This is a genomic window from Streptomyces macrolidinus, from assembly GCF_023887685.1.
In the GTDB taxonomy this organism is placed as follows: Bacteria; Actinomycetota; Actinomycetes; order Streptomycetales; family Streptomycetaceae; genus Streptomyces; species Streptomyces macrolidinus.
On record NZ_JAMWMR010000009.1, the window covers coordinates 62,795 to 87,299 of the forward strand.

Below are 24,505 nucleotides of genomic sequence, written 5' to 3' on the forward strand. Positions count from 1 at the left end.
TACGGGAGGTAGGTACCGGAGACCATGCGAAGGAGAAGCGAGGCGGACGTGGTGGCCGAGCCGGAGCCGGAAGACCGCAAGCCGCGGTCGGACGAGGCGCGGAACGCGCCGCCCCAGGGCCGGGGCGAGAGCGAGTCCTCCACGACCTCCGAGTTCGCCCTTCCCGCGGGGCTCGGCGTGGCGCCGCAGGCCGGTACGGAGTCCGAGACGACGTCGGAGTTCGCCGTCCCGGAGGGGCTGGAGGTGCCGCATCCGTCCGCCGCCGAGTCCGAGGGTTCGGCGTTCAGCGTGCCGAGCACCTACAGCGCGGGCAGCGCGCCGAGCGCCTTCACGCCGCCGTCCGGGGTCCCCGCCGTCCGGCTCACCAAGGAGGCGCCCTGGCAGGACCGGATGCGCACGATGCTGCGGATGCCGGTGGCCGAGCGGCCCGCCCTGGAGCCCACGCAGAAGCCCGACGAGACGGGTCCCGCCGTCCCGCGCGTGCTCGACCTGACCCTGCGTATCGGTGAACTGCTGCTGGCGGGCGGCGAGGGCGCCGAGGACGTGGAGGCCGCGATGTTCGCGGTCTGCCGCTCCTACGGCCTCGACCGGTGCGAGCCGACCGCCACCTTCACGCTGCTGTCGATCTCGTACCAGCCGTCGCTGGTCGACGACCCCGTGACGGCCTCGCGGACGGTGCGCCGCCGCGGCACGGACTACACGCGCCTGTCGGCCGTGTTCCAGCTCGTGGACGACCTGAGCGACCCGACGACCCATGTCTCCCTGGAGGAGGCCTACCGGCGGCTCGCGCTGATCCGCCGCAACCGCCACCCCTACCCCGGCTGGGTCCTGACCGCGGCGAGCGGGCTGCTCGCCGGAGCGGCCTCCGTGCTCGTCGGCGGTGACGTCATCGTCTTCTTCGCCGCCGCGCTCGGCGCGATGCTCGGCGACCGGCTGGCATGGCTGTGCGCCGGGCGCGGACTGCCGGAGTTCTACCAGTTCCTGGTGGCCGCGATGCCCCCGGCCGCGATCGGCGTCGCGCTCACGGTCGCCCATGTGGACGTACGCGCGTCCGCGGTGATCACCGGTGGGCTCTTCGCGCTGCTGCCCGGACGGGCCCTGGTGGCGGGTGTGCAGGACGGCCTGACCGGCTTCTACATCACCGCGGCGGCGCGCCTGCTGGAGGTCATGTACTTCTTCGTCGGCATCGTCATCGGCGTCCTGGTGGTCCTGTACTTCGGTGTGAAGCTCGGCGCCGAGCTGAATCCCGACACGGCGCTGAACCCGACCCAGCGGCCTCTCATCCAGATCGCCGCGTCGATGCTGCTGTCGCTGACCTTCGCGATCCTGCTCCAGCAGGAGCGGTCCACCGTGCTGTGGGTGACCCTCAACGGGGGCGTCGCGTGGAGTGTGTTCGGGGCGATGCACTACCCGGGCGATATCTCGCCGGTCGCCTCCACGGCGGTCGCGGCGGGCCTGGTGGGCCTGTTCGGGCAGTTGCTGTCGCGCTACCGCTTCGCGTCCGCGCTGCCGTACACGACGGCCGCGATCGGGCCTCTGCTGCCCGGTTCGGCGACGTACTTCGGGCTGTTGTCGATCGCGCAGGACAACATCGACAAGGGCCTGGTGTCCCTGGCCAGGGCCGCCTCGCTGGCGATGGCCATCGCGATCGGGGTGAACCTCGGTTCGGAGATCTCGCGGCTGTTCCTGCGGGTGCCGGGCGGCCCCGCCGAGGGACGGCGGGCCGCCAAACGCACCCGAGGGTTCTGAGCTTCTACGGGGCGCGGTAGCCCTCGGGGTCCTGGTCGTAGCCGGCCGGATATTGCTGGGGCTGGCCGTAGCCCTGCCGGCCCTGGTTCGAGCCGTACGGCTGCTGGGGCTGCTGGTGGCCCTGGGGGTACTGCTGCGGGTAGCCGTAGGGCTGCTGGTTCTGGCCGTACGCCTGCTGCTGGTCGTAGCCCTGCTGCTCGCCGTACGGCTGCTGCTGGCCGTACGGCTGCTGCTGGCCGTACGGCTGCTGCTGGCCGTACGGCTGCTGCCCCTGCGCGGGGTGGGCTCCCTGGCCCTGATCGCCGTAGGCCTGGCCCTGGTCGCCGTAGGCCTGGTCCTGCTGCACCGGCCGGAGCTGGGTCGTCGCGTCGTCCATGACCTGCGGCTGCTGCCACGGGGACGGCTGCGGCCAGGCCTCGGGGGTCTGCGCGGCCTCCGGCTGCTCCGTGGCCTGAGCGGCGGCGTTCTTCTTGGCCTTCGAGCGCGCCAGCAGGAACTCGATGGCGATCGGGATCACCGAGATGAGGACGATCAGGATGAGGATCGCCTCGATGTTGGTCTTGACGAAGTCGATGTTGCCGAGCCAGGAGCCGAGCAGGGTCACGCCCGCGCCCCACAGGACGCCGCCGATGACGTTGAAGACCAGGAACGAGCGGTACCGCATGCCGCTGACGCCCGCGATGATCGGCGTGAACGTCCGCACGATGGGCACGAAGCGGGCCAGGATCAGGGACTTGGGGCCGTACTTCTCGAAGAACTCGTGCGCCTTGGTGACGTTCTCCTGCTTGAACAGGCGGGAGTCCGGGCGGTTGAAGAGCGAGGGGCCGACCTTCTTGCCGAACATGTAGCCGGCCTGGTCGCCGAGGATCGCGGCGAGGCAGATCAACGCGATGGCCCCCCACAGCGGGAAGTCCAACTGGTCGGACGTGATCAGCAGGCCACAGGTGAACAGCAGGGAGTCGCCCGGCAGGAAGAAGCCGATGAGCAGGCCGGACTCGGCGAAGATGATGAGGAGCAGGCCCCAGATGCCGAAGTTGTCGAGCAGAAAGTTCGGATCCAGCCAGCTCGGGCCGAGGGCAAGCGTCGTCACGGTTCCGGGCTCCTGAGGGGTATGGACGGACGGCGGCGGTTCGCCCTCCGTGGTGCTGCCGCACAAAGCTATCAACGGATGGTGTACACCCCTCGGTTCCACGGACGCCCGGCAGGGCCTCCCGGTGGGACTGTGTCAGGCTGGGCGGCATGAGTATCGAGGAATTCGGTGGCGGGCAGGGTCCTCAGTCGGACGTGCTGGTCGTGACGACGAACGACATACCGGGCTACCGCGTGGAACGGGTCATCGGCGAGGTCTTCGGCCTGACGGTGCGCTCGCGGCACCTGGGCAGCCAGATCGGCGCGGGCCTGAAGTCGATGATCGGCGGCGAGCTCAAGGGGCTCACCAAGACGTTGGTACAGACCCGCAACCAGGCCATGGAGCGGCTGATCGAGCAGGCACGCGCGCGTGGCGCCAACGCGGTCCTGGCGTTCCGCTTCGACGTGACCGAGGCGGCCGACGTCGGCACGGAGGTGTGCGCGTACGGGACGGCCGTGGTCGTCGTCCAGGAGTAGGCCACAGCGACGAGGAGGGGGCGCCGACCAGGATCGGCACCCCCTCTTCGTCATCCCTCGTGGCGGGCGGCGTTGGCGAGCATCGCGTCGTGCAGATGCTCGGCGAGTCCGGGGCACTTCGCGTCGTAGTACGCCTTGAAGCGCTCGTCGGAGACGTACATCTCCGCGAAGCACCGGTGCATCTCGTACGGGACCTCGAAGAACCAGCGGCTGACGTGCTGCCGGTGTTCCTCGGCCATGTCCATGGCGGCCTGGCCGGTCGCGGGCTCACGGGCGGCCACCAGTGCGGTGTAGCGCTCACTCCAGTCGTCGGCCTCGGCCTGTAGCCGCTTCCAGTCCTCCTTGGTGTAGCGGGCGGCGCGGCGCTGCGACTCGGCGTAGGCCTCCGTGCCGCCCCAGCGCTGCTCGGCCTCCTCGGCGTACTGCTCGGGGTCCTTGTCCCCGAACACCTCGAACCGTTCCTCGGGCGTGAGGTTGATGCCCATCCTGCGTGCCTCCATGGCCTGCTCCACGGCCGCGGCCATCTTCCGCAGCTTCTCGATCCGGGCGGTCAGCAGTTCGTGCTGGCGGCGCAGGTGTGCGCGCTGGTCCGCGTCCGGGTCGTCGAGCAGCGCCGCGACCTCGTCGAGCGGGAAGCCGAGCTCCCGGTAGAACAGGATGCGCTGCAACCGGTCGAGGTCCTCGTCGCTGTAGCGCCGGTGACCCGCGTGGCTGCGCCCGCCCGGGACGAGCAGGCCGATGTCGTCGTAGTGGTGCAGGGTGCGCACCGTCACACCCGCGAAATCGGCGACCTGGCCGACCGAGTAGCTCACTTCCGCTCCCTTCTGGGTACGCGCCCCAGACTGGGACATCACGTCACGTGAGGTGCAAGCCGAGATGCCGGGAAACGCGGGGATGAACCGATGAACCGAAAGAGCCCGCCGATCCGATGAGACGGTAGCCGCACGCACCGCCGACGCGATGGGAGACGAGACACCATGCCGCTCCACTCAGGCCCGAGGAAGCGCGACGCGCACTCCACACCGCTCAACCCCTTCTTCGGAGAGGCGAACCCGGTCGTCGAGATGACCGAGGCACCGCCGAAGAACCGGCTGCCCTCGGGGCCGATGCTGCCCTCGACCGCGTACCAACTGGTCCACGACGAACTGATGCTGGACGGCAACTCGCGGCTGAACCTCGCCACCTTCGTCACCACGTGGATGGAGGACCAGGCGACGGTGCTGATGAACGAGTGCCGCGACAAGAACATGATCGACAAGGACGAGTACCCGCGCACCGCCGAACTGGAGCGCCGTTGCGTGGCGATGCTCGCCAGCCTGTGGAACGCCCCGGACCCGGAGGCGGTCGTAGGCTGTTCGACGACCGGTTCGAGCGAGGCGTGCATGCTCGCCGGGATGGCGCTGAAGCGGCGCTGGGCCCGGCGCAACGCGGACCGCTACCCCTCGCGGGACGCCCGCCCGAACCTCGTCATGGGGGTGAACGTGCAGGTCTGCTGGGAGAAGTTCTGCGCGTTCTGGGAGGTGGAGGCGCGTCAGGTGCCCATGGAGGGTGACCGGTTCCATCTGGACCCGCAGGCCGCCGCCGAGCTGTGCGACGAGAACACCATCGGGGTCGTCGGCATCCTCGGCTCCACGTTCGACGGGTCCTACGAGCCGATCGCCGAGCTGTGCGCGGCCCTGGACGCCCTCCAGGAGCGCACGGGCCTCGACATCCCCGTGCATGTGGACGGCGCGTCGGGGGCGATGATCGCGCCGTTCCTCGACGAGGACCTGGTGTGGGACTTCCGGCTGCCGCGGGTCGCGTCGATCAACACCTCGGGCCACAAGTACGGGCTGGTCTACCCGGGTGTGGGCTGGGTGCTGTGGCGTGACCAGGAGGCGCTGCCCGAGGAACTCGTGTTCCGGGTCAACTACCTGGGCGGCGACATGCCGACCTTCGCGCTGAACTTCTCCCGGCCCGGGGCCCAGGTCGTGGCGCAGTACTACACGTTCCTGCGGCTGGGCCACGACGGCTACCGGGCGGTCCAGCAGACGACCCGGGACGTCGCGCGGTCGCTCGCCGCGCGGGTGGAGGCGCTCGGCGACTTCCGCCTTCTCACCCGCGGCGACGAACTACCGGTCTTCGCCTTCACGACCGCACCGGAGGTGACGGCCTATGACGTCTTCGATGTCTCCCGGCGCCTGCGCGAGTGCGGCTGGCTCGTGCCCGCGTACACCTTCCCGGCCAACCGCCAGGATCTGTCCGTGCTGCGGATCGTGTGCCGCAACGGCTTCTCGTCGGACCTCGCCGCGCTGCTGATCGAGGACCTGACCCGCCTGCTGCCCGACCTGCGCCGGCAGCCGTGTCCGCTGACGCGGGACCGGGAGGCGGCCACGAGCTTCCATCACTGACGCCCTGAAGCCCGTGCCCGCGCGGTCCCGGCGCGCCGCCTCAGAACGGGAAGCTGCTGCGCCCGTGCTGCACCGAGATCCACTTCTGGGTGGTGAAGGCCTCGATCGTCATCTCGCCGTTCAGCCGGCCGATGCCCGAGTGCTTCTCACCACCGAAGGGGATCAGCGGCTCGTCATGGACCGTTCCGTCGTTCACATGGAACATGCCCGTGTCGATCTGCCGGGCGAAGGCCACGCCGCGCTCGATGTCTCCGGTGTGCACGGCGCCGCTGAGGCCGTACGGGGTGTCGTTGACGATCCGGACGGCGTCCTCCTCACCGTCGAACGGGATGAGGAAGGCGACCGGGCCGAAGACCTCCTGCCGGAGCAGCGCGGAGTCGGCGGGCACGTCCGTCAGGACGGACGGGGCGACCAGGTTGTCGGTGGTGACGCCGTGCACCAGCGCCGTCGCGCCCTCGGCGATCGCCTGGTCGACCACCCCCGACACCGCCTTCGCCTGGGCGGAGTTGATCACCGGGCCGATGATCGTCTGCGGGTCGCGCGGGTCCCCGACCTTCAGCGACTTCACCTTGGCGACGAACTTCCCGGTGAACTCCTCGGCGATCGAACGGTCCACCAGGACACGGTTCGCGGCCATGCAGACCTGGCCCTGGTGCACGTACCGGCTGAAGACGGCGGCGTCGACCGCGTAGTCGATGTCCGCGTCGTCCAGCACCACCAGCGCGCTGTTGCCGCCGAGTTCGAGGACCGAACGCTTGAAGAACGAGGCGCAGACGGTCGCGACATGGCGGCCGACCGCGTCGGAGCCGGTGAAGGAGATGACCTTCGGGACCGGGTGCTCCAGGAACGCGTCGCCGATCTCCGCTATGTCCGTGATCAGGACGTTCAGCAGGCCGCCCGGCAGCCCCGCGTCCTCGAAGATCTTCGCGATCAGGGAGCCGCCGATGATCGGCGTGTTCTGGTGCGGCTTGAGGACCACCGCGTTGCCGAGCGCCAGCGCCGGGGCGACGGACTTGATCGACAGGAAGAGGGGGAAGTTGAACGGGCTGATCACGCCGACGACGCCGACGGGCTCGCGGTAGAGCCGGTTCTCCTTGCCGTCGACCGGCGAGGGAAGGATCTTGCCCTCGGGGCGCAACGCCAACTGCATCGACTCGCGCAGGAGTTCCTTGGTGAGGTGCAACTCGAAGGCGGCCTTCAGACGTGTGCCGCCCAGCTCGGCGATGATCACCTCGGTGATCTCGTCCTCGCGGTCCTCGATGACCCGGATCGCCTTCTCGAACACGGCCCGACGGGCGTACGGGTTGGTGGCGGCCCACTTCTTCTGGGCGGCCTCGGCGGCCCGGTAGGCCTCGTCGACCTCGTCGACCGTGGCCGTCGTGATCGATGCCAGCTTCTCGCCGTCGTACGGGTTGAAGTCGATGATGTCCCAGGAGCCCCTGCCGGGGCGCCACTGGCCGCCGATGTACTGCTGAGCGAGATCGGTGAAGCAGGACGACATGTGACCCCTCAATCCCTTGCAGCCGAAGCAGACACCCGTGTCACCCGTGCACCCGCACGCGATCACACCATGCGCTGATTGGACGTCATCGTACTTGCGTACAAAGGGAGTTGGGCGTCCGCTCCGAATACCGGCTCCGTCACGGATACCGGCTCCGCCGCGGACAACGGCTCCGCCGCGGATACCGGCAAGGGGCCTCAGGAGAGCTGGAGCAGGCCTCGCAGCAGATCGCGGCTCTCGGCCGGTCCCGGGCTGTCCTGCTGCAACTGCTTCATCGCCGTCTCGTACTGACCGACGTCCTCACGCTTGTCCAGGTAGAGCGCGCTCGTGAGCTGCTCCATGTAGACCACGTCGGACAGGTCGGACTCGGTGAAGCTCAGGATGGTGAAGGAGCCGCTCTCGCCGGAGTGCCCGCCGAAGCTGAACGGCATGATCTGCAGCCGTACGTTCGGGCGCTCCGAGAGGTCGATCAGATGCTGGAGCTGGCCGCGCATCACCGCCCGGTCGCCGTAGGGGCGACGCAGGGCGGCCTCGTCGAGGATCACCTGGAACTCCGGGGCGTTCTCCGCGACCAGGCACTTCTGCCGCTCCAGCCGCAGCGCCACCCGTCGCTCGATGTCGGCGGCAGCGGCGCCCTTCATGCCCCGGGACACGACCGCGTGCGCGTACGCCTCGGTCTGCAACAGGCCGTGCACGAACTGGACTTCGTACGACCGGATCAGATGCGCCGCGCCCTCCAGGCCGACGTACGTCGGGAACCAGTTCGGCAGCACATCCGAGTAACTGTGCCACCACCCGGCGACATTGGCCTCCTTGACCAAGGAGAGCAGTGAGGTGCGTTCGGCCTCGTCGGTGATTCCGTACAACGTCAGCAGGTCCTCGACATCGCGCGTCTTGAAGCTAACCCGTCCCAACTCCATGCGGCTGATCTTCGATTCCGAGGCCCGGATCGAGTATCCGGCCGCCTCTCTCGTGATGCCGCGCCCCTCACGCAGGCGCCTGAGATGGGATCCCAGCAGAATGCGCCGCACCACCGAGCCGCTCGAGTCCCCAGCGCTCACTTCGGTCCGCCTCCCCAACGTCTTCGCCCGCGCAGTCTGCCACTAAAACACTTCAAGCAGTACTCGTGCGGTTACAGACAGGGAAAGCAGTCAAGTCGAGACGCGGAGGTGGATCGGAGACTGCACGGAAGGGTGAAGGAAGTGACAGAAGAAACGAGTAGAAAGCAGACGGTGGGGGCCAATTCCGGCTCGTGCACGTGCATCTGCCCTTGCATCTGCTTGGCGCATCCGAAACCATGGTCCCGCGCCACCGCTGCATCGCCACGACCGCGAACACCCGGGAGTGCCTCGCATGGGGACGAATGGATCGACCATGCTCGAGCCCTTACGGCAGGGACTTCCGCCGCTTGATCCCGCCGCCGCGTCCAGCGCCGCCTCCTGCGCCCTGCCCGCCCGGCTCGAAGCGGTGCGCGAGGCACGGCACTTCACCCGCAACACGCTCGTGCAGTGGGATGTCGGCGACCGCTTCGACGATGTCTGCCTGGTGGTCTCCGAGCTGGTGACGAACGCGCTGCGGCACGCGCTGCCCACGCCCGCCCTGCTCGCGAACGAACCGGAACCGCCGGTCCGGCTGCATCTGATGCGCTGGACCGCGCGCCTGGTGTGCGCCGTGCGCGACCCCAGTCACCAGGGCCCGGTCGCGGGCGGCTCGGAGGACTTCTCGGCGGAGTCGGGACGCGGACTGTTCCTGGTGGACTCCTTCGCCGACAGCTGGGGCTGGCACCCGCTGGCAGGCACGCTGAGCGGCAAGGCGGTCTGGGCGCTGTTCCGGCTGCCCGCGCCGTCGTCGTCGCCGTACACCGAGTGACCGGCCACGGCTCTCTTTGAGGCCGCGTTTCTACGCGTGTCACCGGCCCAGGGCTCAACGGCCGCTCGACCGCGACCTGTTCACGTGCCGCATTCTCACACGATCAGGTGGTCGAACTCGCCGTCCTTGACGCCCAGCAGCATCGCCTCGATCTCCGCGCGGGTGTAGACCAGCGCGGGACCGTCGGGGAAGCGGGAGTTGCGCACCGCCACCTCTCCCCCGGGCAGCCGGGCGAACTCCACGCAGGATCCCTGCGAGTTGCTGTGCCGGCTCTTCTGCCAGACCACTCCGTGCAGTTCGGTCGCAGCCATGCCGTTGTACACGTCGTCCACGTCGTACACGTCGTGGTCCACAGGTCGCTCCCCGGATGGTGCAGTGGCTGGTGTGGCCATTGATGCAACGGTCAACTGACCCGGATCATAACGTCGTTCACGTGCATATGCGCGAGCAGATGCACGTGCACGAGGGGTGTTCCTGCGGTTACAGCTTTTGCGGTCCCTTGACGGAGACGCACGCGGCGCCCTTCCTGTTCCACCCGCCGCCCGGCTCGGCGTTCGTGACAGCGTTCGTGACGGCCCGGCTCCGGTGGTCATGGCGCCGGAGACCGCCCGGCGACGCGTGTCCGCCTGGTAGCTTGCTGCGATCGTCCTGACGGCGTCATCGGCACCCTGGGGAGACTTCAGTGACTTCGGCGAACCATGTCACGTACCGGCAGGCGCGCAGCGTGCTCGCGGTCGCGGGTCTGTCGGCCGCGCTCCTGCTGACCGGCTGCAGCAGCGACTCCGGGGACGACGCGAGCGCGAAGCCGAGCGCTCGCGCGACCACGGCGGACACCGACGGCGGCTCCGCCACCCCGGACGCCAAGGCCTCGGACGCCAAGGCCGGGAAGCTGGAGGGCAGTTGGCTGGCCACGACCGACGGCAAGGCCGTGGCGCTGGTGATCACCGGTGCCAAGGCCGCGCTCTTCGCGACGGGCGGCGACGTGTGCAGCGGGACCGCCGGCGAGGAGGCGGGCATGCAGATGATCCACCTCACGTGCACGTCCGGTGGCAAGGAGCGCGGCACCGGCATGGTCGACTCCGTGGACGCCACCAGCATGAAGGTGACGTGGGAGGGCGGCCTCGGCGCGGAGACGTACACGAAGTCCGAGGGCGGGCAACTGCCCAGCGGGCTGCCGAGCGTCGGGTCCTGACCCCACCCGCCCCGCTCAACGGGGCGTGGAGTCCCCGCAGTTGCGCGAGGCATCGGGTTCGAGAGCCTCGCTGAGGTCCTCCAGGGCGGTGAGGACCAGCCCCGCGCCCTGATGAGCGAGCGCGCCGCAGGCGTCGTCGCCCGCCGCCGCCCGTTCCGCGTCCCAGTCCCGGAGCACCTCCCGCAGGGCGTCCCACGACGGGCGGCGGCGTTCCCGTACGGCCTTGGCGCCCTGTTCCGTCGCGGAGCGCAGGGCGTCCGCGAAGCGGGCGGCGGCCGGGACGGGGGCCGCTCCGCGCTCGGGGAGGTGGGCCTCCAGCAGCATGGCGACGCGGCCCGTCTCGGCGAGCGCCTCCTCGGCCCCGTCGGCGGCGGCCCGCGACAGCCCCCGGTGGCGCACCGGCTCGCTGCGGGCCCGGTCCACGGCCGTGTGCCAGGCGGCGCGGGCGGTGCGTGCCCGCAGGATGGCCTCCCGCACATCGGGGGCGTACTTGCCGACGGGTTCGGCGTAGTGACGGATGACGGCGGCGGCGTACCGGCCCTGCGCGGTCAGCCAGTCGGCCAGGCGGCCCCGGAGCCGCGGCGTCTCCCAGGCCGGGTAGGCCGCGTAGGCGAGCATGGCGAGCACACCGCCGAGCAGGGTGAGCAGGACACGTTCGGGCACGGTCTGGGTCCACTGCTCCCCGGCCATGCCGAGCAGGAAGACGACGTACGCGGCGATACAGGCCTGGGCCGCGATCTGCCCGGTGCGCCGGACCGTGTACATCAGAGCGGCGGCGAGCACGGCGAGGGCACCGGACAGGAGAGGGTCCGCGGGTCCGAGCCGTACGACGCCGGTGGCGAGGGCGACGCCGACGAGCGTGCCGCAGAACCGACCGACGGCGCGGCTGTAGGTCTGGGAGAAGTCCGGACGCATGATCATGACGGCGGCCAGCGGGGCCCAGTAGCCATGGCCGAAGGGCAGGACGTCACCGAGGAGGTACCCCACGGCGGCGACCACCGCGACGCGGGCCGCGTGGCGGGCGACCGGGGAGCCGGGGCGCAGTTCCGCGCGCAGGGTGCGCAGGACGGTGGGGACCATGCGGAGGAGGTCGGGGCGCTCGCGGTACCGGGGCGGGGAGCCCCCGGCGACGGCCGTCTCCTCCTGCCGGGTGGCCCCGGCCGTCTCCAGGACGTCCTGGAGCAGGGTCCGCAGCCGTTCCGACGTCCGGTACACCGGGCCGGTGAGGATCGCCTCCGTGTCCGGGGTCCTGAGGGCGGCCACCGCGTGCGCCGGCAGGTCGAGCGGGGTGCCGTGGCGGATGGCGCCCGCCGCGGCGTCGAGGATGTCGGCGGCGGCGCCGAGCAGTTCGCGTACGCGCTCGCGCGCGCGGCCCTCGCGCGGAACGCCGACGGCGGGGTCGGCCAGCGAGGCGAGCACCGGACGGAGGCGTTCGGCGAGACCGCGGGTGCCGTGGAGCTGCGCGGGGCGGCGGCGGGCCTGGCGCGGGGTGAGAGCGGCGGCGTCGCGGGCCTCCATCAGCGGCAGCGGGTCGAAGGGTGCGACCGGGTCGTCGCGCAGCCGGCGCGCGTAGTCGGCCTCGGCGGCCAGCGCATCGGCGAGCGCGTCGCGATGGGCCCCCCAGGGCCGTACCGGGAACAGCATGACCAGGGCGGCCTGCACCAGACCGCCGACGATCATCATCGCGGCGTGCTCGGCGGCCTGCGCCACGGACGCCGGCAGGGTGACCGTCACCAGCATGATCGCGACGTTCGAGGAGGCGATCAGACCGGCCGTCGGGCCCGCGGCCCAGAACAGCCCGGCCAGGAAGGTCCAGACGGCGAGCAGGACCAGGAACAACGGCAGCCGGGAGACGGTGAGATAGCCGACGAAGGTGGAGACGGCGAGGCTCGTCCCGGAGACGAGGGCGAGTTCGGGGCGTGGGCGCCAACTGCGCTGGAAGGTCGCGATCGCCGCCTGGAACGCGCCGAACGCCGAACTGGCCGCCACCACGGGCCCGAACAGCCACAGACTGGCCGCGATCACCAGCGCGAGCCCTGTCGCACCGCGCACCGCGAGCAGCGGGTCGAGTCGCTTGCGCTCGATCCTCAGCCCCGAGCGCGCGGCCTCCTTCAGCGCCCGCACCCAGCTCATTCCGTCAGCGTAAGGGAGACATACAGGATCTATCTCGACATTCACGGCCAACGGCGCACAGCACATTCCGGCGGACGGCGCACAGCGCATTCGAGGGGGCGCGGCCCGCGTGGGCGCCCGCCTGCGTGATGATCCAGGAAGACCGTCACGACTCCAGAGGACCCACATGCGTACGCTCCGCCTCCCCCTTGCCGTCACCGCCCTCGCCGCGGCCCTGACCCTGACCGCCTGCGGAGGCGGGGGCGACGACACCGCCGAGAAGGACTCCGCGTGCTCCACCGCCGTCGAGGTGGGCCCCGGCAACGCGGCCACCACCGCGGGCGACACGGGCAACGTCCCGGTCACCCTCACCAACAACGGCACCGGGACATGCGTCTTCGAGGGCTTCCCCGGCGTCGAGCTGACGGACGGCACCACGTCGTGGCGCGTCGCGGAGGAGAAGGGGACGAAGCCGGTGAAGGTGACGCTGCACAAGGACGAGACGGCGACCTTCACCCTCACCTACGTCCGGGGGAAGGCGGGCGGCTCGCTCAGCGCCGCGGCGAAGACCCTGAAGATCACCCTCCCGGGTGCCGACGACGCGCAGAGCCACCGCTGGACGTTCGGAGAGGTGGCACTCAAGGACGCGCACACTCCGGACGCGTCGGTGAGCCCGGTGCAGGTCGCGGGCGACTGAGACGGGGCGCGCGGTCAGGGAGTGGCCACGCGGGCCGCGTGCGCGCGGTCGGGGAGTGGCCACGCGGGCCGCGTGCGCGCGGTCAGGGAGTGGCCGCGCGGGCCGCGGTCAGGGAAGCCGTCGCCGCCCCGCGACCTGGGCGCGATCGGCGGCGGCGGCCCCCTGCTCCCAGCCCGCCGCGTCGCTGACGCCGCGCAGCCGGGTGGTGACCGTGTCCGGGAACAGCAGCTCGGTGCGCTGTGCGACAGCCACGTCCCGGGCCGCGAGCACCGGCAGCAACTCCCCTTCGTGCCCGGCCGCCTGCCCCTCGGCGGCGGCCCGGAGCCGGTCGCCGATGCGGTGCGCGTACGCGGCCAGGAACGACTGCCGGAACGTCTTCGTGCGCTTCCGGCCGCCCTTGCGCTGCGCCGCCTCCGCGGTCGTCATCGCGGTGGTGGCCTGCACGAGCAGCGAGGTGTAGAGGAGTTCGACGGCCTCCAGATCGGCTTCGAAGCCGACGACCGTGGAGAACCCGAGCGCCTCGTGCCACACGGCCCGGCAGCGGTTGGCGGTCGCGACCGCGTCCAGGAGCACGGCCTTGGCGCTCTCGTAGGGCGCGTCGACGCCGACGCGACAGGCGCCGGGCGCGTCCTTGGCATGCGTACGGGCGACGAGCAGCGCCTCGTCGATGCTGTGCCGGGCCATCAACTCCTGCGCCTTGGCGCTGAGCGCCTCGGCCTCCTCCGGGTATCCGGTCGCCTCCGCCTTGGCGAGCAGCGCGCGGATGCGCGTGAGCATGCGGGACTCCGGCTGCCGTGGGGCGGCGGACCGGGGCGCGTCGAGGGGTTCGAGGGCGGGCAGGCGCAGCAGCAGGCGGTACAGCTCCAGGGCGGCGGTGGCGTACGAGAAGCGGTCGGGGACGCGCAGGGGTTCCGCGTCGAGGTCCTGGAGCTGGGCGGCCCAGCGCGGGCCGGGGGACGGCCGCTGCCCGGCCTCCGCGCGGATCAGCGTCGAGACGAGGCGTACGTGGCTGTCGTCCAGCTCCCGGCGCACCAGTCGTACGACGTCGGCGGGCTGCCAGCCGCGTCGCCAGGCGGCGGCCACGAACTGCTCGCCGCGCCGGGCGAGTTCGTCGTCGGCCGAGGGGTCGGCGGCGAGCAGGGAGGCGCCGGTGTCGAGGGCCGCGTCCGTGTCGTCGTAGAGGGCGGCCCGGAAGGCGCGGTCCACGGTGGTCGTCGTACTCACGCGTTCGATCGTGACATGGGCGGGAGCGAACACCACGGTTCGCATGTCAACCATCAGTTGACAATGCAGGGGTGACAACCTACGGTTGACACATGACGGAGAACGCGCACAACCCGACGAATCTGCGCCTCGACGACCTCATCGACGCCATCAAGAAGGGGCACCCCGACGCGCTCGACCAGCTCCAGGACGCGGTGCTGGCCGCGGAGCACCTCGGCGACGTGGCCGACCATCTGATCGGCCACTTCGTGGACCAGGCACGGCGCTCGGGCGCGTCCTGGACCGACATCGGCAAGAGCATGGGCGTGACCCGGCAGGCGGCCCAGAAGCGCTTCGTGCCCAAGGAGTCCGTGGATCTCGACCCGAGCCACGGGTTCAGCCGCTACACGGTCCGCGCGCGCAACGTGGTCATGGCCGCGCACGACGGCGCGAGGGCCGCGGGCAACGCCGAGACCCACCCCGCGCACCTCGTCCTCGGGCTGCTCGCCGAGCCGGAGGGCTTCGCGGTCAAGGCGATCACCGCACAGGGTGTCTCGCCGGAAGCGGTGGTCGAGACGGCGACCGCGGCTCTGCCGCCCCGCGTCGAGGAAGTCCCGCAACTCGTCCCGTACGCACCCGCGGCGAAGAAGGCCCTCGAACTCACCTTCCGCGAGGCCCTGCGCCTCGGCCACAACTACATCGGCACGGAGCACATCCTGCTCGCGCTCCTGGAACTGGAGAACGGCGAGGGCGTGCTCAGCGGCCTCGGCATCACCAAGGCGGCGACCGAGGAGTACGTCACGAAGATGCTCGCCCAGTTCCTCGAGGCCCGCGAACAGCTCGAGGCCCGCGAACAGAAGGGCTGAGCGCGGAGGTTCGGGCGCACGTCCCGGGCCGTTGTCAGACCCCTCTGCCACACTCGCGACATGACCGGACGCTGGGCTCTCGCCCCGGCCGAGGACGGCGGCGTGGAGGTCGCCGCCCTCGGCCCGGACGGGCTGCTCGCGGGGTCCGTGGTCAAGGAGGGGGATCTCGTCGGGGCCGTACGGGCACGGCCCGAGGTCACCCGGTGGGTGTGGCGGTCCACCGCCGAGGTCCAGCACCGGCTGCTCGCCGCGGGGGTGCGCGTGGACCGGTGCTACGACGTCGAGGCCGCCGAGACCCTCCTCCTCGGCCATGAGGGGCACCTCGGCGAGCCCCGGTCGGCCGCCGCCGCGCTGGCCCGGCTGCGCGGCGGCCCCGTACCCCCGGATCCCCCGCAGCGCGCCGCCGAACCGGGCGCCCAGTCCTCCCTCTTCGAACCACGCCCCACCCACATCCCCCTCCAGGACCTGGTCGCGGTCTACGCCGACCAGCAGCGCCGTCACGACACCACCGCCCACCCCGGCCGGATGCGGCTGCTCACCGCCGCCGAGTCGGCGGGCATGCTCGTGGCCTCGGAGATGAACCGGACCGGGCTGCCCTGGCGCGCGGACGTCCACCGCGAGGTGCTGCACGACCTGCTCGGCGAGCGGTACGCGGGCGGCGGCGAGCCCCGGCGCCTGGCCGAGCTGGCCGAGGAGGTGTCGGCCGCCTTCGGGCGCCGGGTCCGCTGCGATCTGCCCGCCGATGTCGTCAAGGCGTTCGCGCAGGCCGGGATCAAGGTGCGCTCCACCCGCCGCTGGGAGCTCGAGTCCCTCGACCACCCGGCCGTGCGGCCCCTGTTGGAGTACAAGAGGCTGTATCGCATCTGGGTCGCCCACGGCTGGTCCTGGCTCACGGACTGGGTGCGCGACGGCCGCTTCCGGCCCGAGTACCTGCCGGGCGGTACGGTCACGGGCCGCTGGGTCACCAACGGCGGCGGTGCCCTGCAGATCCCCAAGGTCATCCGGCGGGCCGTGGTCGCCGACCCCGGCTGGCGGCTGGTCGTGGCCGACGCGGCCCAGATGGAGCCGCGCGTCCTCGCCGCGATCTCCCGCGACCCGGCGTTCATGGAGGTCGCGGGCCGTACGGCCGACCTCTACCAGTCGGTGTCGGACCGCGCGTTCTCCGGCGACCGCGCCCAGGCCAAGCTCGCGGTGCTCGGCGCGATCTACGGCCAGACCTCCGGCGACGGCCTGAAGAACCTCGCCGCGCTGCGCCGCCGCTTCCCGAGAGCGATCGCGTACGTCGACGACGCGGCCCGCGCGGGCGAGGAGGGCCGACTCGTACGGACCTGGCTCGGGCGGACGTGCCCACCGGCTAGCGGGGCGTCCGAGAACGCGACGGAGGAAGCGGGCATCCCACAGGAGGGCCCCTCACCCACGGAAGTCCCGTCACCTGCGGACGGCTCGTCGCCTACTGACCCGGAGCAGTGGATACCGGGGTACGCGTCCCACAACCCCCGGGCCCGTGGCCGCTTCGCACGCAACTTCGTCGTGCAGGGCAGCGCCGCCGACTGGGCGCTGCTCCTGCTCGCCGCCCTCCGCCGGTCCTGCGCGAACCTCGCCGCCGAGCTGGTCTTCTTCCAGCACGACGAGGTGATCGTGCACTGCCCGGCCGAGGAGGCGGACACGGTGGCCGCGGCGATCCAGGAGGCCTCGGACCTGGCGATGCGGCTGACGTTCGGCGAGACGCCGGTACGCATTCCGTTCACGACGGCGGTGGTGGAGTGCTACGCGGACGCGAAGTGACGGCCGGTCGGTCGGCTGGACGACCGGCGGCCGGTAGATGAGATGACCGGTGGCCGAATGGACGACCGGGTGGCCGACTAGATGACCGGCGGCCGGCCGAGCCGGGTGAGGCGCCACACCGTGCGCCAGCGCATGGGCCGTCGCTCGCCGCCCGAGGTCCGCAGCCCCTCCATGAACCCGCCGAACCAGGCCTTCAGCCCGCCCGCCGAGCGCGTCCGCAGGAGCGTGACGGCCGTCCACACCCCGAGGTGGACCGGAATGAGCAGGAGAGGCAGCCGTCGCCGTACGAGCCACACCCGGTTGCGCGCCGTGACCCGGTAGTAGATGGCGTGGCGGGCGGGCGAGGTCTTCGGGTGCTGGAGCAGCAGCTCGGGCGCGTACAGGATGGTCCAGCCCGCGTCGGCGGCCCGCCAGGCCAGATCCGTCTCCTCGTGCGCGAAGAAGAACTCGGCGGGCCAGTCGCCGGTCTCGGCGAGCATGGCCATGGACAGCGCGTGCCCACCGCCGAGGAACCCGGTCACCGGCCCACCGCGCATCGGATCGGTGGCGCCGACCCGCGGCACGTGCCGCCGCTGGGTCTCGCCGTGCTCGTCGGCGATACGGAACCCGACGATGCCGAGCTTGGGATCGGCCGCGTACAGATCCCGTACGCGCCGGAGCACATCGGCGTCCACGAGCAGCCCGTCGTCGTCGAGGTCGACCACGATGTCGACGTCCCCGAACTCCCGCAGCCTGGCGAGGGCCACATTGCGGCCACCAGGGCAGCCGAGGTTCTCGTCGACCTCGATACAGGTGACCTCGCCGGGCAGACCGAGGCGTTCCGCGAACTCGGGCAGCGGGCAGCCGTTCCCGACGATGACGACGCGGGCCGGGGCGAGGTCCTGCTTGGCCACGGACAGAAGAAGGGCGTCGACCTCGGCGGGCCGATTGCCCATGGTCACCACGGCCACGGCGATACGGGGCCCGGACCGCGCATCCGGCTGTGCCACGACTTCCACCCCATCCCCACCGACAACTGTGCGGGTGATGCTAGCCGTTCACCGAGAAGACGCCCGATGTCAGCTCACCGGGAAGGCGCCCGGCGACCGCGGCTGCCGCCCTCGGGCCAGCTACCGGGCCGATCTTCCGACCGTACGGGCGGGCGCGCACTCCCTCGCGCGGGCGGCTCCGGCGCGGGACCCGCATGTACCCTGACCACGACCGCGCGCAGTGCACCAGAAGAAAGGGGGCGGAGGATCGGAGCCCGTGAGGCGCCGTGATTCCCACCGCCGATGCCGTCCACCCCACGGGTTGGTTCACCCAAGGAAATCTCCAGCCCGAGCAACCCTCGTGTGAAGGAACTCGCCGCTCTCCGCCGCCGGCGGAACCGGCAGAACGCCCAAGTGACCCTCGTGGAGGGCTACGAGGAACTGGACCTCGCCCTGCGCGCCGGTGTCCGCCCCCGTGAGCTGTACTTCTGCCCCGCGCTGACCGGCGACTCGGACCCGCGGAACGTGGTGTCCCGCGCCGCCGAGCAGGGAGCCGCGCTCTACAGCCTCAGCCGCCAGGCCTTCGACAAGGCCGCCTACCGCGAGGGCCCGGACGGCTGGCTCGCCGTCGTCCCGGACATCGAGACCGACCTGTCCCGTATCGAGGTCGACGAGCACGCCCTCTTCGTCGTCTGCGAGAGCGTCGAGAAGCCCGGCAACCTGGGTTCGATGCTGCGCACCGCGGACGCGGCCGGTGTGACCGCCGTGATCTCGGCCAACCCCGTGACCGACTGGGGCAACCCGAACGTGATCCGGGCCAGCAAGGGCACGGTGTTCGCCGTGCCGATCGCCTCGGCGGGCTCCGAGGAGGTCATGAACTGGCTGGCCGAACACGCGGTCGACGTCGTCGCCGCCACCCCCGACACGGACGTCCTGATGACGGACCTCGACATGACCGGCCCCACGGCCATCCTCGTCGGCAGTGAGAAGTACGGCCTGTCGGACCGCTGGCTCGCGGGCAACCACACCAAGGCGAAGATCCCGATGTTCGGCCAGGTCGACTCCCTGAACGTCGCGGTCTCGGCGGCCCTCTTCACCTACGAGGCCGTACGCCAGCGCATGACGTCGCGAACGGCCTGAGGCGCCCGACGCCGGGAGCGAGGGCGAGAGTCCCCGGGGCCTGTCTGACAGGCCTCAGCCCTCAGCCCGACCGCGCCACCCCGAGCAGTCTCAGTGCCGCGTCCGGCAGTTCACGGCCCTTGAGCCACACCGCGTGCAGCAGCCTGCGCAGCGGGACGGCCGGGTCGACCTCGACCTCGACCAGGCGGCCGTGGCCCACGTCCTCCTGAACGGCCAGTGCGGAGAGCACCGCGGGCGCCAGGCCTCGGGCGACCGCGCTGCGCAAGGGCGCGGTGGAGCCCAGTTCGAGGACCGGCACGGCCACACCGTCGTACGGGCGCAGCGCCTTCTCCAGGGTTTCGCGGGTGCCGGAACCGGGCTCGCGCAGCAGCAGCGGGGTGTCGGCGAGTTCACGGCCGCTCAGCGGACGGTGGCGCCGAGCCCAGGGGTGACCGGGGGCCACGACCACGGCGAGACGGTCCCGGCCGACCACGGTGCGGTGCAGGTCGTCCGGCACCCAGGGGCCCTCGACGAAGCCCAGGTCACAGCTCCCGCGGCGCAGCGCCTCGATCACTCCGGAGCTGTTGGTGACGGTGAGTCCGACATGCGTGTCGGCCCCCTCCTCGCGCAGCGCGACCAGCCAGCCCGGCATCAGTTCCTCGGCGATGGTCAGGCTCGCGGTCACCCGGAGCCGGTGGTCCTGCCGGGAGCGCAGTGCGGCGGCGCCCGCGACCAGCGCCTCGGCCTGTTCGAGCAGGGAGCGCGCCCAGTCGCCGACCACGGCACCGGCCGGGGTGAGCCGGGAACCCGAGGGCGAGCGGTCGAGCAGCCGCAGGCCCAGGCGCCGCTCCAGGGTGCGCATCCGGGCGCTCGCGGAGGGCTGGCTGATGCGCAGCCGCGCGGCGGCCCGCCCCAGGCTCCCGGTCTCGGCGACGCAGACCAGCAGTTGCAGGGCATGCAGATCGGGGAGCGGGCGCGGATGCGCGTCGGAGGACTCAGGGGCAGAGGCAGGGGCAGGGGCCATAGGGGAACTCTATGGCCTGCCCACTAGATCGCGTCTACCGAGCGCCGCCCGCCCGGCGCAGGCTGAAAATCATGGTCTTCGCCGGTCCCGAACGCCGCACGTCCGATGCGCGCCGCACCCCGTCCCCCGCCGCCCCGCGCAGACGAGGCGCCGTGCCGGGTCTCGCGCTCGCCGTCGTCGGTGTGGCGGTGGCCTTCGCGGTGCACGCACTGGTGCCCGCCGTGCCGACGCTCACCGTCGCCGTCGTACTCGGTGTCGTCGCGGCGCATCTGCCAGGCGCCGCTCCTCTCGTACGCGGTGTCGCCCGGCCCGGCCTGTCCCTGGCGGGCAAGCGGCTCATGCGGCTCGGCATCGTGCTGCTCGGCCTGAAGCTGAGCCTCGGCGACGTGGCCGGGCTCGGCTGGCAGTCCCTGGTCATGGTGGTCGGGGTCGTCCTGATCACGTTCTTCGGGACGCGGTGGATGGGCCGCAGGATCGGGCTCTCCGACGACCAGTCGCTGCTCGTCGCCACCGGCTACTCGATCTGCGGTGCCTCCGCGATCGGCGCGGTCAGTGGTGTGCTCGGCAAGGACAAGGGCGGCGCGCGGCACGAGGCGGAGGTCGCCTCGTCGGTCGCCCTGGTGACGCTCTGCGGCACGCTCGCCATCGCCGTACTGCCCCTGCTCAGGACCCCGCTCGGCCTGGACGCGACGCAGTTCGGGCACTGGGTCGGCGCCAGCGTGCACGACGTCGGGCAGGTCGTCGCCACCGCCCAGACCGCTGGGCCGCAGGCGCTGACCGAGGGGGTCCTGGTCAAGCTGATCCGAGTCGCGATGCTGGCGCCGCTGGTCGCGGGGGTGGCCCTGAGCCGCCGCCGCAAGAACACCGGGCACCCCGCGAACGGCGACGGCCACCGCCCCGCCCTGCTGCCCCTGTTCGTCGTCGGCTTCCTCGCGATGGTCGTCCTGCGCAGCACGGGGCTGCTCGGCAGCGAAGTGCTCGACGCCGCGAACACCGCGCAGGAACTGCTCCTCGCCGCCGCCCTGTTCGGCCTCGGCAGCGCCGTACACCTGCCGACCCTGGCCCGCACCGGCGGCGCCCGCATGGCACTGCTCGGCCTGGGCTCCTGGCTGGTCGTCGGAGCCGCGGCGTACGCCGGGGTCCTGCTGACGACCTGAGACCGCGAAGCAGGACGAGACCACGGACGGCAGCCGCACGAAGCGGCAGGTCCACTTCCGGTAAGAGCGGCGGTGGGCGTGACGATCGGGCCGACGGTCGAAATGTCGAGGGACGTTCACCTACCCGCCCGCTTGATCGCTTATCGATAACGGGTCTGGCCCAACGCGCGGGGTTGCTGTCCCGCGTCCCGCGCGACGCCGAAAGGAATGACCGTGGACCGAAGATCCCTACTGAGCGCGACCGCTGGAACCCTGGCGCTCGGAGGTCTCGCCCAGGTGCCCGCCGAGGCCGCACCAGCCGCCGGCGGCGGCAAGCTTGTCACCACGTTCAACGTCATCAGCGACATTCAGGGCGACCTCAGCGACTTCACCGAGGCGCTCAAAGACATCAAGGCCACCAACCCGCACTCCTCGGGCATGGCCGTCGCCGGGGACATCACCCCGCGCGGCTACGACTTCGAATACGCCGAAGTACAGAAGGCGTTGGACCAGGGCCCCAAGCCGCACAAGATCGCCTGGGCCATAGGCAACCACGAGTTCTACGTCCCCAAGTGGGCCGACCCGGACACCCTCGCCCAGGACACCTGGCCCAACGGCACCACCGAGGATTCCCTCTTCCGCAGCTTCTACCGCTTCGCCAAGCGTTCCACGATCTATGCGGAGACGACGTTCGGCGGCATCCCGATCCTGACCCTCGGCACCGAGCGCTACATGAAGTACCACGACAACTCCCTGTGGGACGAGGTGTGGATCAGTGAGGCGCAGTTCCAGTGGCTCGAGGAACGCCTGCAGTACTGGGCGCGGCGCCGCAAGCCGGTCATGGTGATCACCCATCACCCGCTGCCCGACACCGTCTCCGGTACCCGCAGCAAGATCTACATGAGCGACTACCTCCAGCCCGACCGCCTTCTCGGCCTCCTCGGGCGCCACCGCGACGTGTTCCTGTTCAGCGGCCACACCCACTGGGACCTGACCCTGTCCGACTGGTATGTGCGCCGGGTCGTGCCGGGCACCGCCAACATCGACGGCTTCTCGGTGATCAACACGGGTGCGGTGCAGACCGGTTTCGCCGACAACGGCCAGGGCGGCGAGGACACGGTCCCCGGACACTTCAACCAGGGACTCCAGGTGGACGTGTACCGCGATCGCGTCGTCATCAAGGCACGTGACTTCGCAACCGGCAACTGGATGAAGCAGATCTCCGTCCCGCTTGCCACGCGGATCTGACCTCCGGGCCGGGCAACGCCGCCAGGGCCCGGCGACGTTGCCCGCCTGCAAGGGCGAGCAGGCAGAGATCGGTGGACTGGACCACACGCCGATCAAGGAAACACAAAACCCCAGCTCAGACATCGTCTGCGCTGGGGTTCGAATGGAGCCGCCTTCGGGATTCGAACCCGAGACCTACGCATTACGAGTGCGTTGCTCTGGCCATCTGAGCTAAGGCGGCGCGCTGTCCGCACTATGGTGCGATCAGCAACGTCGGTAAGTCTACACAGTTTCCCGAGGTGCTCTGACCACACCCCGGAAGCGCGTCTCCGGGGTGTGCGCCGGTGCCTATGAGCAGTGCTTCCGGCTCGTCGGCAGGGTGCCCTTGAGCAGGTAGGCGTCGATGCTCGTGTCGATGCAGCGGCTGCCTCGGCCGTACGCCGTATGGCCGTCGCCGTCGTAGGTCAGGAGCCTGGCGGAGGAGAGCTGGGAGGCGAGGGACCGGGCCCAGGGGTAGGGCGTCGCGGGGTCGCGGGTCGTGCCCACCACCAGGATCGGCGCCGCCCCCTTGGCCTCGATGCGGTGCGGCTGCCCCGTCGTTCTCACCGGCCAGTAGGCGCAGTTCAGCGACGCCCAGGCCAAGCCCTCGCCGAAGACCGGCGACGCCTTCTCGAACGCCGGGAGCGCTCGCTCCACCTCCTCGGGAGTCGAGAACGCGGACGGCAGGTCCAGACAGCTCACGGCCGCGTTCGCGAACATCAGGTTCGTGTACCTGCCGTCCGCGTCCCGCTGGTAGTAGCTGTCCGACAGGACGAGCAGGCCCGCGCCGTCGTTCTTCCGCATCGCCGAGGTCAGCGCCTCCCGCAACTGGGGCCAGGCCTCCTGGTCGTACATCGCCGCGATCACCCCGGTCGTGGCCAGGGCCTCGCCGAGCTTGCGGCCGTCCGCGTCACCCGCCGGGATGGGGGACGCGTCGAGCTTCTTGAAGAACGCCTTCAGGTTCCGCCCGGCCTTCGCCGGTGACGTGCCGGGGCCGCCGAGCGGACAGTCCGCTCGATGGACGCAGTCCTTCGCGAAGGCCTGGAACGCCGTCTCGAAGCCCGCCGTTTGCTGCTCGTTGGTCCGGCGGGCGGACAGGGCGGGGTCCATCGCGCCGTCCAGCACCAGTCGGCCGACCCGGTCCGGGAACAGGCCCGCGTACGTCGCCCCGAGGAACGTCCCGTAGGACGCACCCACGTAGTTCAGCCGCTGGTCGCCCAGCACCGCGCGCAGGATGTCCATGTCCCGAGCAGCCTCGACCGTGGAGACATGGCGCAGCAGATCGGGCGTGTGCTCGCCGCAGCTCCGCGCGAACTGCTTGAAGGCGTCGACGAGTTGCTTCTTCTCCTTGTCGTCGTCGGGAGTCACGTCGGTCTGTGTGTACGCGTCCATCTGACGGCCCGTGAGGCAGCGGACGGGCTCGCTGCGGGCCACGCCGCGCGGGTCGACGGCGACCATGTCGTAGTGGGCGCGGATCTCCGCCGGGTAGCCGACACCGGCGTACTGCTGGAGGTAGGCGACCGCCGAGCCGCCCGGCCCGCCCGGGTTCACCAGGAGCGAGCCGAGGGGCTTGCCCCGGCCCGTGGCCTTCTTGCGCGCGACGGCCAGCCGGACGTCGCCCGACGCCGGCTTGGCGTAGTCGCGCGGCGCCTTCATCGTCGTGCACTCGAAGCCGGGCACGCCACATGCGCGCCAGGTCAGCTTCTGCGCGTAGTACGGGGCCAGCGTCGACGGCGTGGACCGGGGCAGCGGGGCCAGGACCTCGCCCTGCGCCGTCTTCGAACTCCCGGACGAGCAGGCCGAGGCGAGGAGCGCGGTGGCGAGGAGCGCGCCGCCTGTGCGCACCAGGTGTGGCGGGCGCGGTACGCCGAAGGAGCCGAAGAAGCGGGACGCGCGGGAGCGGCGGAGCGGTCCGGAAGTGCGCCTGATCTGCATTTCCTGAGCGTAACCACGCATGCCGCACTGATCGCCGTCCGTCGCGCATGCCCCTCGTACGAGTGACGGAGTCACGCAGTCCGAGTCA

At 71.2% G+C, this 24,505-nt stretch carries 21 protein-coding genes and 1 tRNA gene; 11 read left to right on the forward strand and 11 right to left on the reverse strand.

Annotated features, from left to right (window positions below):
• The first annotated feature begins 24 nt into the window (after positions 1 to 24).
• A complete protein-coding gene (locus tag NGF19_RS13210; protein WP_252425050.1) occupies positions 25 to 1,749 on the forward strand; it encodes a threonine/serine exporter family protein in 1,725 nt (574 codons plus the stop codon).
• A gap of 4 nt (positions 1,750 to 1,753) precedes the next feature.
• Here NGF19_RS13210 and NGF19_RS13215 read toward each other — a convergent pair whose 3' ends face one another.
• Complete coding sequence (locus tag NGF19_RS13215; RefSeq protein WP_252425051.1) at positions 1,754 to 2,839, reverse strand: DedA family protein; 1,086 nt, start codon at positions 2,837 to 2,839, stop codon at positions 1,754 to 1,756.
• A 149-nt stretch (positions 2,840 to 2,988) separates the two neighbouring features.
• On the opposite strand from NGF19_RS13215, the gene NGF19_RS13220 reads away from it, so the two are divergent.
• The gene (locus tag NGF19_RS13220) at positions 2,989 to 3,354 is read left to right on the forward strand and encodes a YbjQ family protein (protein ID WP_252425052.1); all 366 of its coding nucleotides are present in this window, start codon (positions 2,989 to 2,991) and stop codon (positions 3,352 to 3,354) included.
• 50 nt (positions 3,355 to 3,404) lie between these two features.
• Here the strand turns inward: NGF19_RS13220 and NGF19_RS13225 are convergent, their stop codons facing one another.
• Positions 3,405 to 4,166, reverse strand: a complete 762-nt coding sequence (locus NGF19_RS13225) for a MerR family transcriptional regulator (RefSeq protein WP_252425053.1) — start codon at positions 4,164 to 4,166, stop codon at positions 3,405 to 3,407.
• Positions 4,167 to 4,331: 165 nt separating this feature from the next.
• Here NGF19_RS13225 and gad point away from each other — a divergent pair, with 165 nt between their 5' ends.
• Positions 4,332 to 5,744 (forward strand): glutamate decarboxylase, encoded by a 1,413-nt coding sequence (gene gad, locus NGF19_RS13230; RefSeq protein ID WP_252425054.1) that lies wholly within the window; start codon positions 4,332 to 4,334, stop codon positions 5,742 to 5,744.
• 40 nt (positions 5,745 to 5,784) lie between these two features.
• Here the strand turns inward: gad and NGF19_RS13235 are convergent, their stop codons facing one another.
• Positions 5,785 to 7,245: an aldehyde dehydrogenase family protein gene (locus NGF19_RS13235; RefSeq protein WP_252425055.1), complete on the reverse strand. Its 1,461-nt coding sequence runs from the start codon at positions 7,243 to 7,245 to the stop codon at positions 5,785 to 5,787.
• 197 nt (positions 7,246 to 7,442) lie between these two features.
• Positions 7,443 to 8,279, reverse strand: a complete 837-nt coding sequence (locus NGF19_RS13240; protein WP_252425171.1) for a Sco1979 family transcriptional regulator — start codon at positions 8,277 to 8,279, stop codon at positions 7,443 to 7,445.
• 340 nt (positions 8,280 to 8,619) lie between these two features.
• Between NGF19_RS13240 and NGF19_RS13245 the strand changes: the two genes are divergently transcribed.
• On the forward strand, positions 8,620 to 9,114 hold the full coding sequence (locus NGF19_RS13245) for an ATP-binding protein (RefSeq protein ID WP_252425056.1): 495 nt from the start codon (positions 8,620 to 8,622) through the stop codon (positions 9,112 to 9,114).
• A 95-nt stretch (positions 9,115 to 9,209) separates the two neighbouring features.
• Here the strand turns inward: NGF19_RS13245 and NGF19_RS13250 are convergent, their stop codons facing one another.
• Positions 9,210 to 9,467, reverse strand: a complete 258-nt coding sequence (locus tag NGF19_RS13250) for a DUF397 domain-containing protein (protein WP_252425057.1) — start codon at positions 9,465 to 9,467, stop codon at positions 9,210 to 9,212.
• A 329-nt stretch (positions 9,468 to 9,796) separates the two neighbouring features.
• On the opposite strand from NGF19_RS13250, the gene NGF19_RS13255 reads away from it, so the two are divergent.
• Entirely contained in the window at positions 9,797 to 10,306 is a 510-nt protein-coding gene (locus NGF19_RS13255) for a hypothetical protein (RefSeq protein WP_252425058.1), read from the forward strand.
• A 15-nt stretch (positions 10,307 to 10,321) separates the two neighbouring features.
• On the opposite strand, the gene NGF19_RS13260 is transcribed toward NGF19_RS13255, so the two are convergent.
• Complete coding sequence (locus NGF19_RS13260; protein WP_252425059.1) at positions 10,322 to 12,439, reverse strand: FUSC family protein; 2,118 nt, start codon at positions 12,437 to 12,439, stop codon at positions 10,322 to 10,324.
• Positions 12,440 to 12,605: 166 nt separating this feature from the next.
• Between NGF19_RS13260 and NGF19_RS13265 the strand changes: the two genes are divergently transcribed.
• A complete protein-coding gene (locus tag NGF19_RS13265) occupies positions 12,606 to 13,115 on the forward strand; it encodes a DUF4232 domain-containing protein (RefSeq protein ID WP_252425060.1) in 510 nt (169 codons plus the stop codon).
• A gap of 108 nt (positions 13,116 to 13,223) precedes the next feature.
• On the opposite strand, the gene NGF19_RS13270 is transcribed toward NGF19_RS13265, so the two are convergent.
• Complete coding sequence (locus NGF19_RS13270) at positions 13,224 to 14,339, reverse strand: DUF2786 domain-containing protein (protein WP_252425061.1); 1,116 nt, start codon at positions 14,337 to 14,339, stop codon at positions 13,224 to 13,226.
• Positions 14,340 to 14,431: 92 nt separating this feature from the next.
• Here NGF19_RS13270 and NGF19_RS13275 point away from each other — a divergent pair, with 92 nt between their 5' ends.
• Both NGF19_RS13275 and NGF19_RS13280 read left to right on the forward strand, forming a co-directional pair.
• Positions 14,432 to 15,184: a Clp protease N-terminal domain-containing protein gene (locus tag NGF19_RS13275; RefSeq protein WP_252425062.1), complete on the forward strand. Its 753-nt coding sequence runs from the start codon at positions 14,432 to 14,434 to the stop codon at positions 15,182 to 15,184.
• Between the two features lie 60 nt (positions 15,185 to 15,244).
• On the forward strand, positions 15,245 to 16,969 hold the full coding sequence (locus tag NGF19_RS13280) for a bifunctional 3'-5' exonuclease/DNA polymerase (RefSeq protein ID WP_252425063.1): 1,725 nt from the start codon (positions 15,245 to 15,247) through the stop codon (positions 16,967 to 16,969).
• Positions 16,970 to 17,046: 77 nt separating this feature from the next.
• On the opposite strand, the gene NGF19_RS13285 is transcribed toward NGF19_RS13280, so the two are convergent.
• Entirely contained in the window at positions 17,047 to 17,958 is a 912-nt protein-coding gene (locus NGF19_RS13285; RefSeq protein ID WP_372505655.1) for a glycosyltransferase family 2 protein, read from the reverse strand.
• Positions 17,959 to 18,300: 342 nt separating this feature from the next.
• Here NGF19_RS13285 and NGF19_RS13290 point away from each other — a divergent pair, with 342 nt between their 5' ends.
• Positions 18,301 to 19,077, forward strand: a complete 777-nt coding sequence (locus tag NGF19_RS13290) for an RNA methyltransferase (RefSeq protein ID WP_252425064.1) — start codon at positions 18,301 to 18,303, stop codon at positions 19,075 to 19,077.
• Positions 19,078 to 19,138: 61 nt separating this feature from the next.
• Here NGF19_RS13290 and NGF19_RS13295 read toward each other — a convergent pair whose 3' ends face one another.
• Entirely contained in the window at positions 19,139 to 20,080 is a 942-nt protein-coding gene (locus NGF19_RS13295; protein WP_252425065.1) for a LysR substrate-binding domain-containing protein, read from the reverse strand.
• 71 nt (positions 20,081 to 20,151) lie between these two features.
• Between NGF19_RS13295 and NGF19_RS13300 the strand changes: the two genes are divergently transcribed.
• Positions 20,152 to 21,237, forward strand: a complete 1,086-nt coding sequence (locus NGF19_RS13300; protein ID WP_252425066.1) for a YeiH family protein — start codon at positions 20,152 to 20,154, stop codon at positions 21,235 to 21,237.
• Positions 21,238 to 21,450: 213 nt separating this feature from the next.
• A complete protein-coding gene (locus NGF19_RS13305) occupies positions 21,451 to 22,464 on the forward strand; it encodes a metallophosphoesterase family protein (RefSeq protein WP_252425067.1) in 1,014 nt (337 codons plus the stop codon).
• 143 nt (positions 22,465 to 22,607) lie between these two features.
• On the opposite strand, the gene NGF19_RS13310 is transcribed toward NGF19_RS13305, so the two are convergent.
• Positions 22,608 to 22,684: transfer RNA gene (locus NGF19_RS13310), tRNA-Thr, on the reverse strand.
• A gap of 107 nt (positions 22,685 to 22,791) precedes the next feature.
• Entirely contained in the window at positions 22,792 to 24,417 is a 1,626-nt protein-coding gene (locus tag NGF19_RS13315; RefSeq protein ID WP_252425068.1) for an alpha/beta hydrolase, read from the reverse strand.
• Between the last annotated feature and the right edge of the window lie 88 nt (positions 24,418 to 24,505).

Coding starts and splice junctions, on each gene's coding strand:
- NGF19_RS13210 (WP_252425050.1), top strand. CDS start 25: ATGCGAAGGAGAAGCGAGGCGGACGTGGTGGCCGAGCCGGAGCCGGAA.
- NGF19_RS13220 (WP_252425052.1), top strand. CDS start 2,989: ATGAGTATCGAGGAATTCGGTGGCGGGCAGGGTCCTCAGTCGGACGTG.
- gad (WP_252425054.1), top strand. CDS start 4,332: ATGCCGCTCCACTCAGGCCCGAGGAAGCGCGACGCGCACTCCACACCG.
- NGF19_RS13235 (WP_252425055.1), bottom strand. CDS start 7,245: ATGTCGTCCTGCTTCACCGATCTCGCTCAGCAGTACATCGGCGGCCAG.
- NGF19_RS13245 (WP_252425056.1), top strand. CDS start 8,620: ATGCTCGAGCCCTTACGGCAGGGACTTCCGCCGCTTGATCCCGCCGCC.
- NGF19_RS13260 (WP_252425059.1), bottom strand. CDS start 12,439: ATGAGCTGGGTGCGGGCGCTGAAGGAGGCCGCGCGCTCGGGGCTGAGG.
- NGF19_RS13265 (WP_252425060.1), top strand. CDS start 12,606: ATGCGTACGCTCCGCCTCCCCCTTGCCGTCACCGCCCTCGCCGCGGCC.
- NGF19_RS13275 (WP_252425062.1), top strand. CDS start 14,432: ATGACGGAGAACGCGCACAACCCGACGAATCTGCGCCTCGACGACCTC.
- NGF19_RS13280 (WP_252425063.1), top strand. CDS start 15,245: ATGACCGGACGCTGGGCTCTCGCCCCGGCCGAGGACGGCGGCGTGGAG.
- NGF19_RS13295 (WP_252425065.1), bottom strand. CDS start 20,080: ATGGCCCCTGCCCCTGCCTCTGCCCCTGAGTCCTCCGACGCGCATCCG.
- NGF19_RS13300 (WP_252425066.1), top strand. CDS start 20,152: ATGGTCTTCGCCGGTCCCGAACGCCGCACGTCCGATGCGCGCCGCACC.
- NGF19_RS13315 (WP_252425068.1), bottom strand. CDS start 24,417: ATGCAGATCAGGCGCACTTCCGGACCGCTCCGCCGCTCCCGCGCGTCC.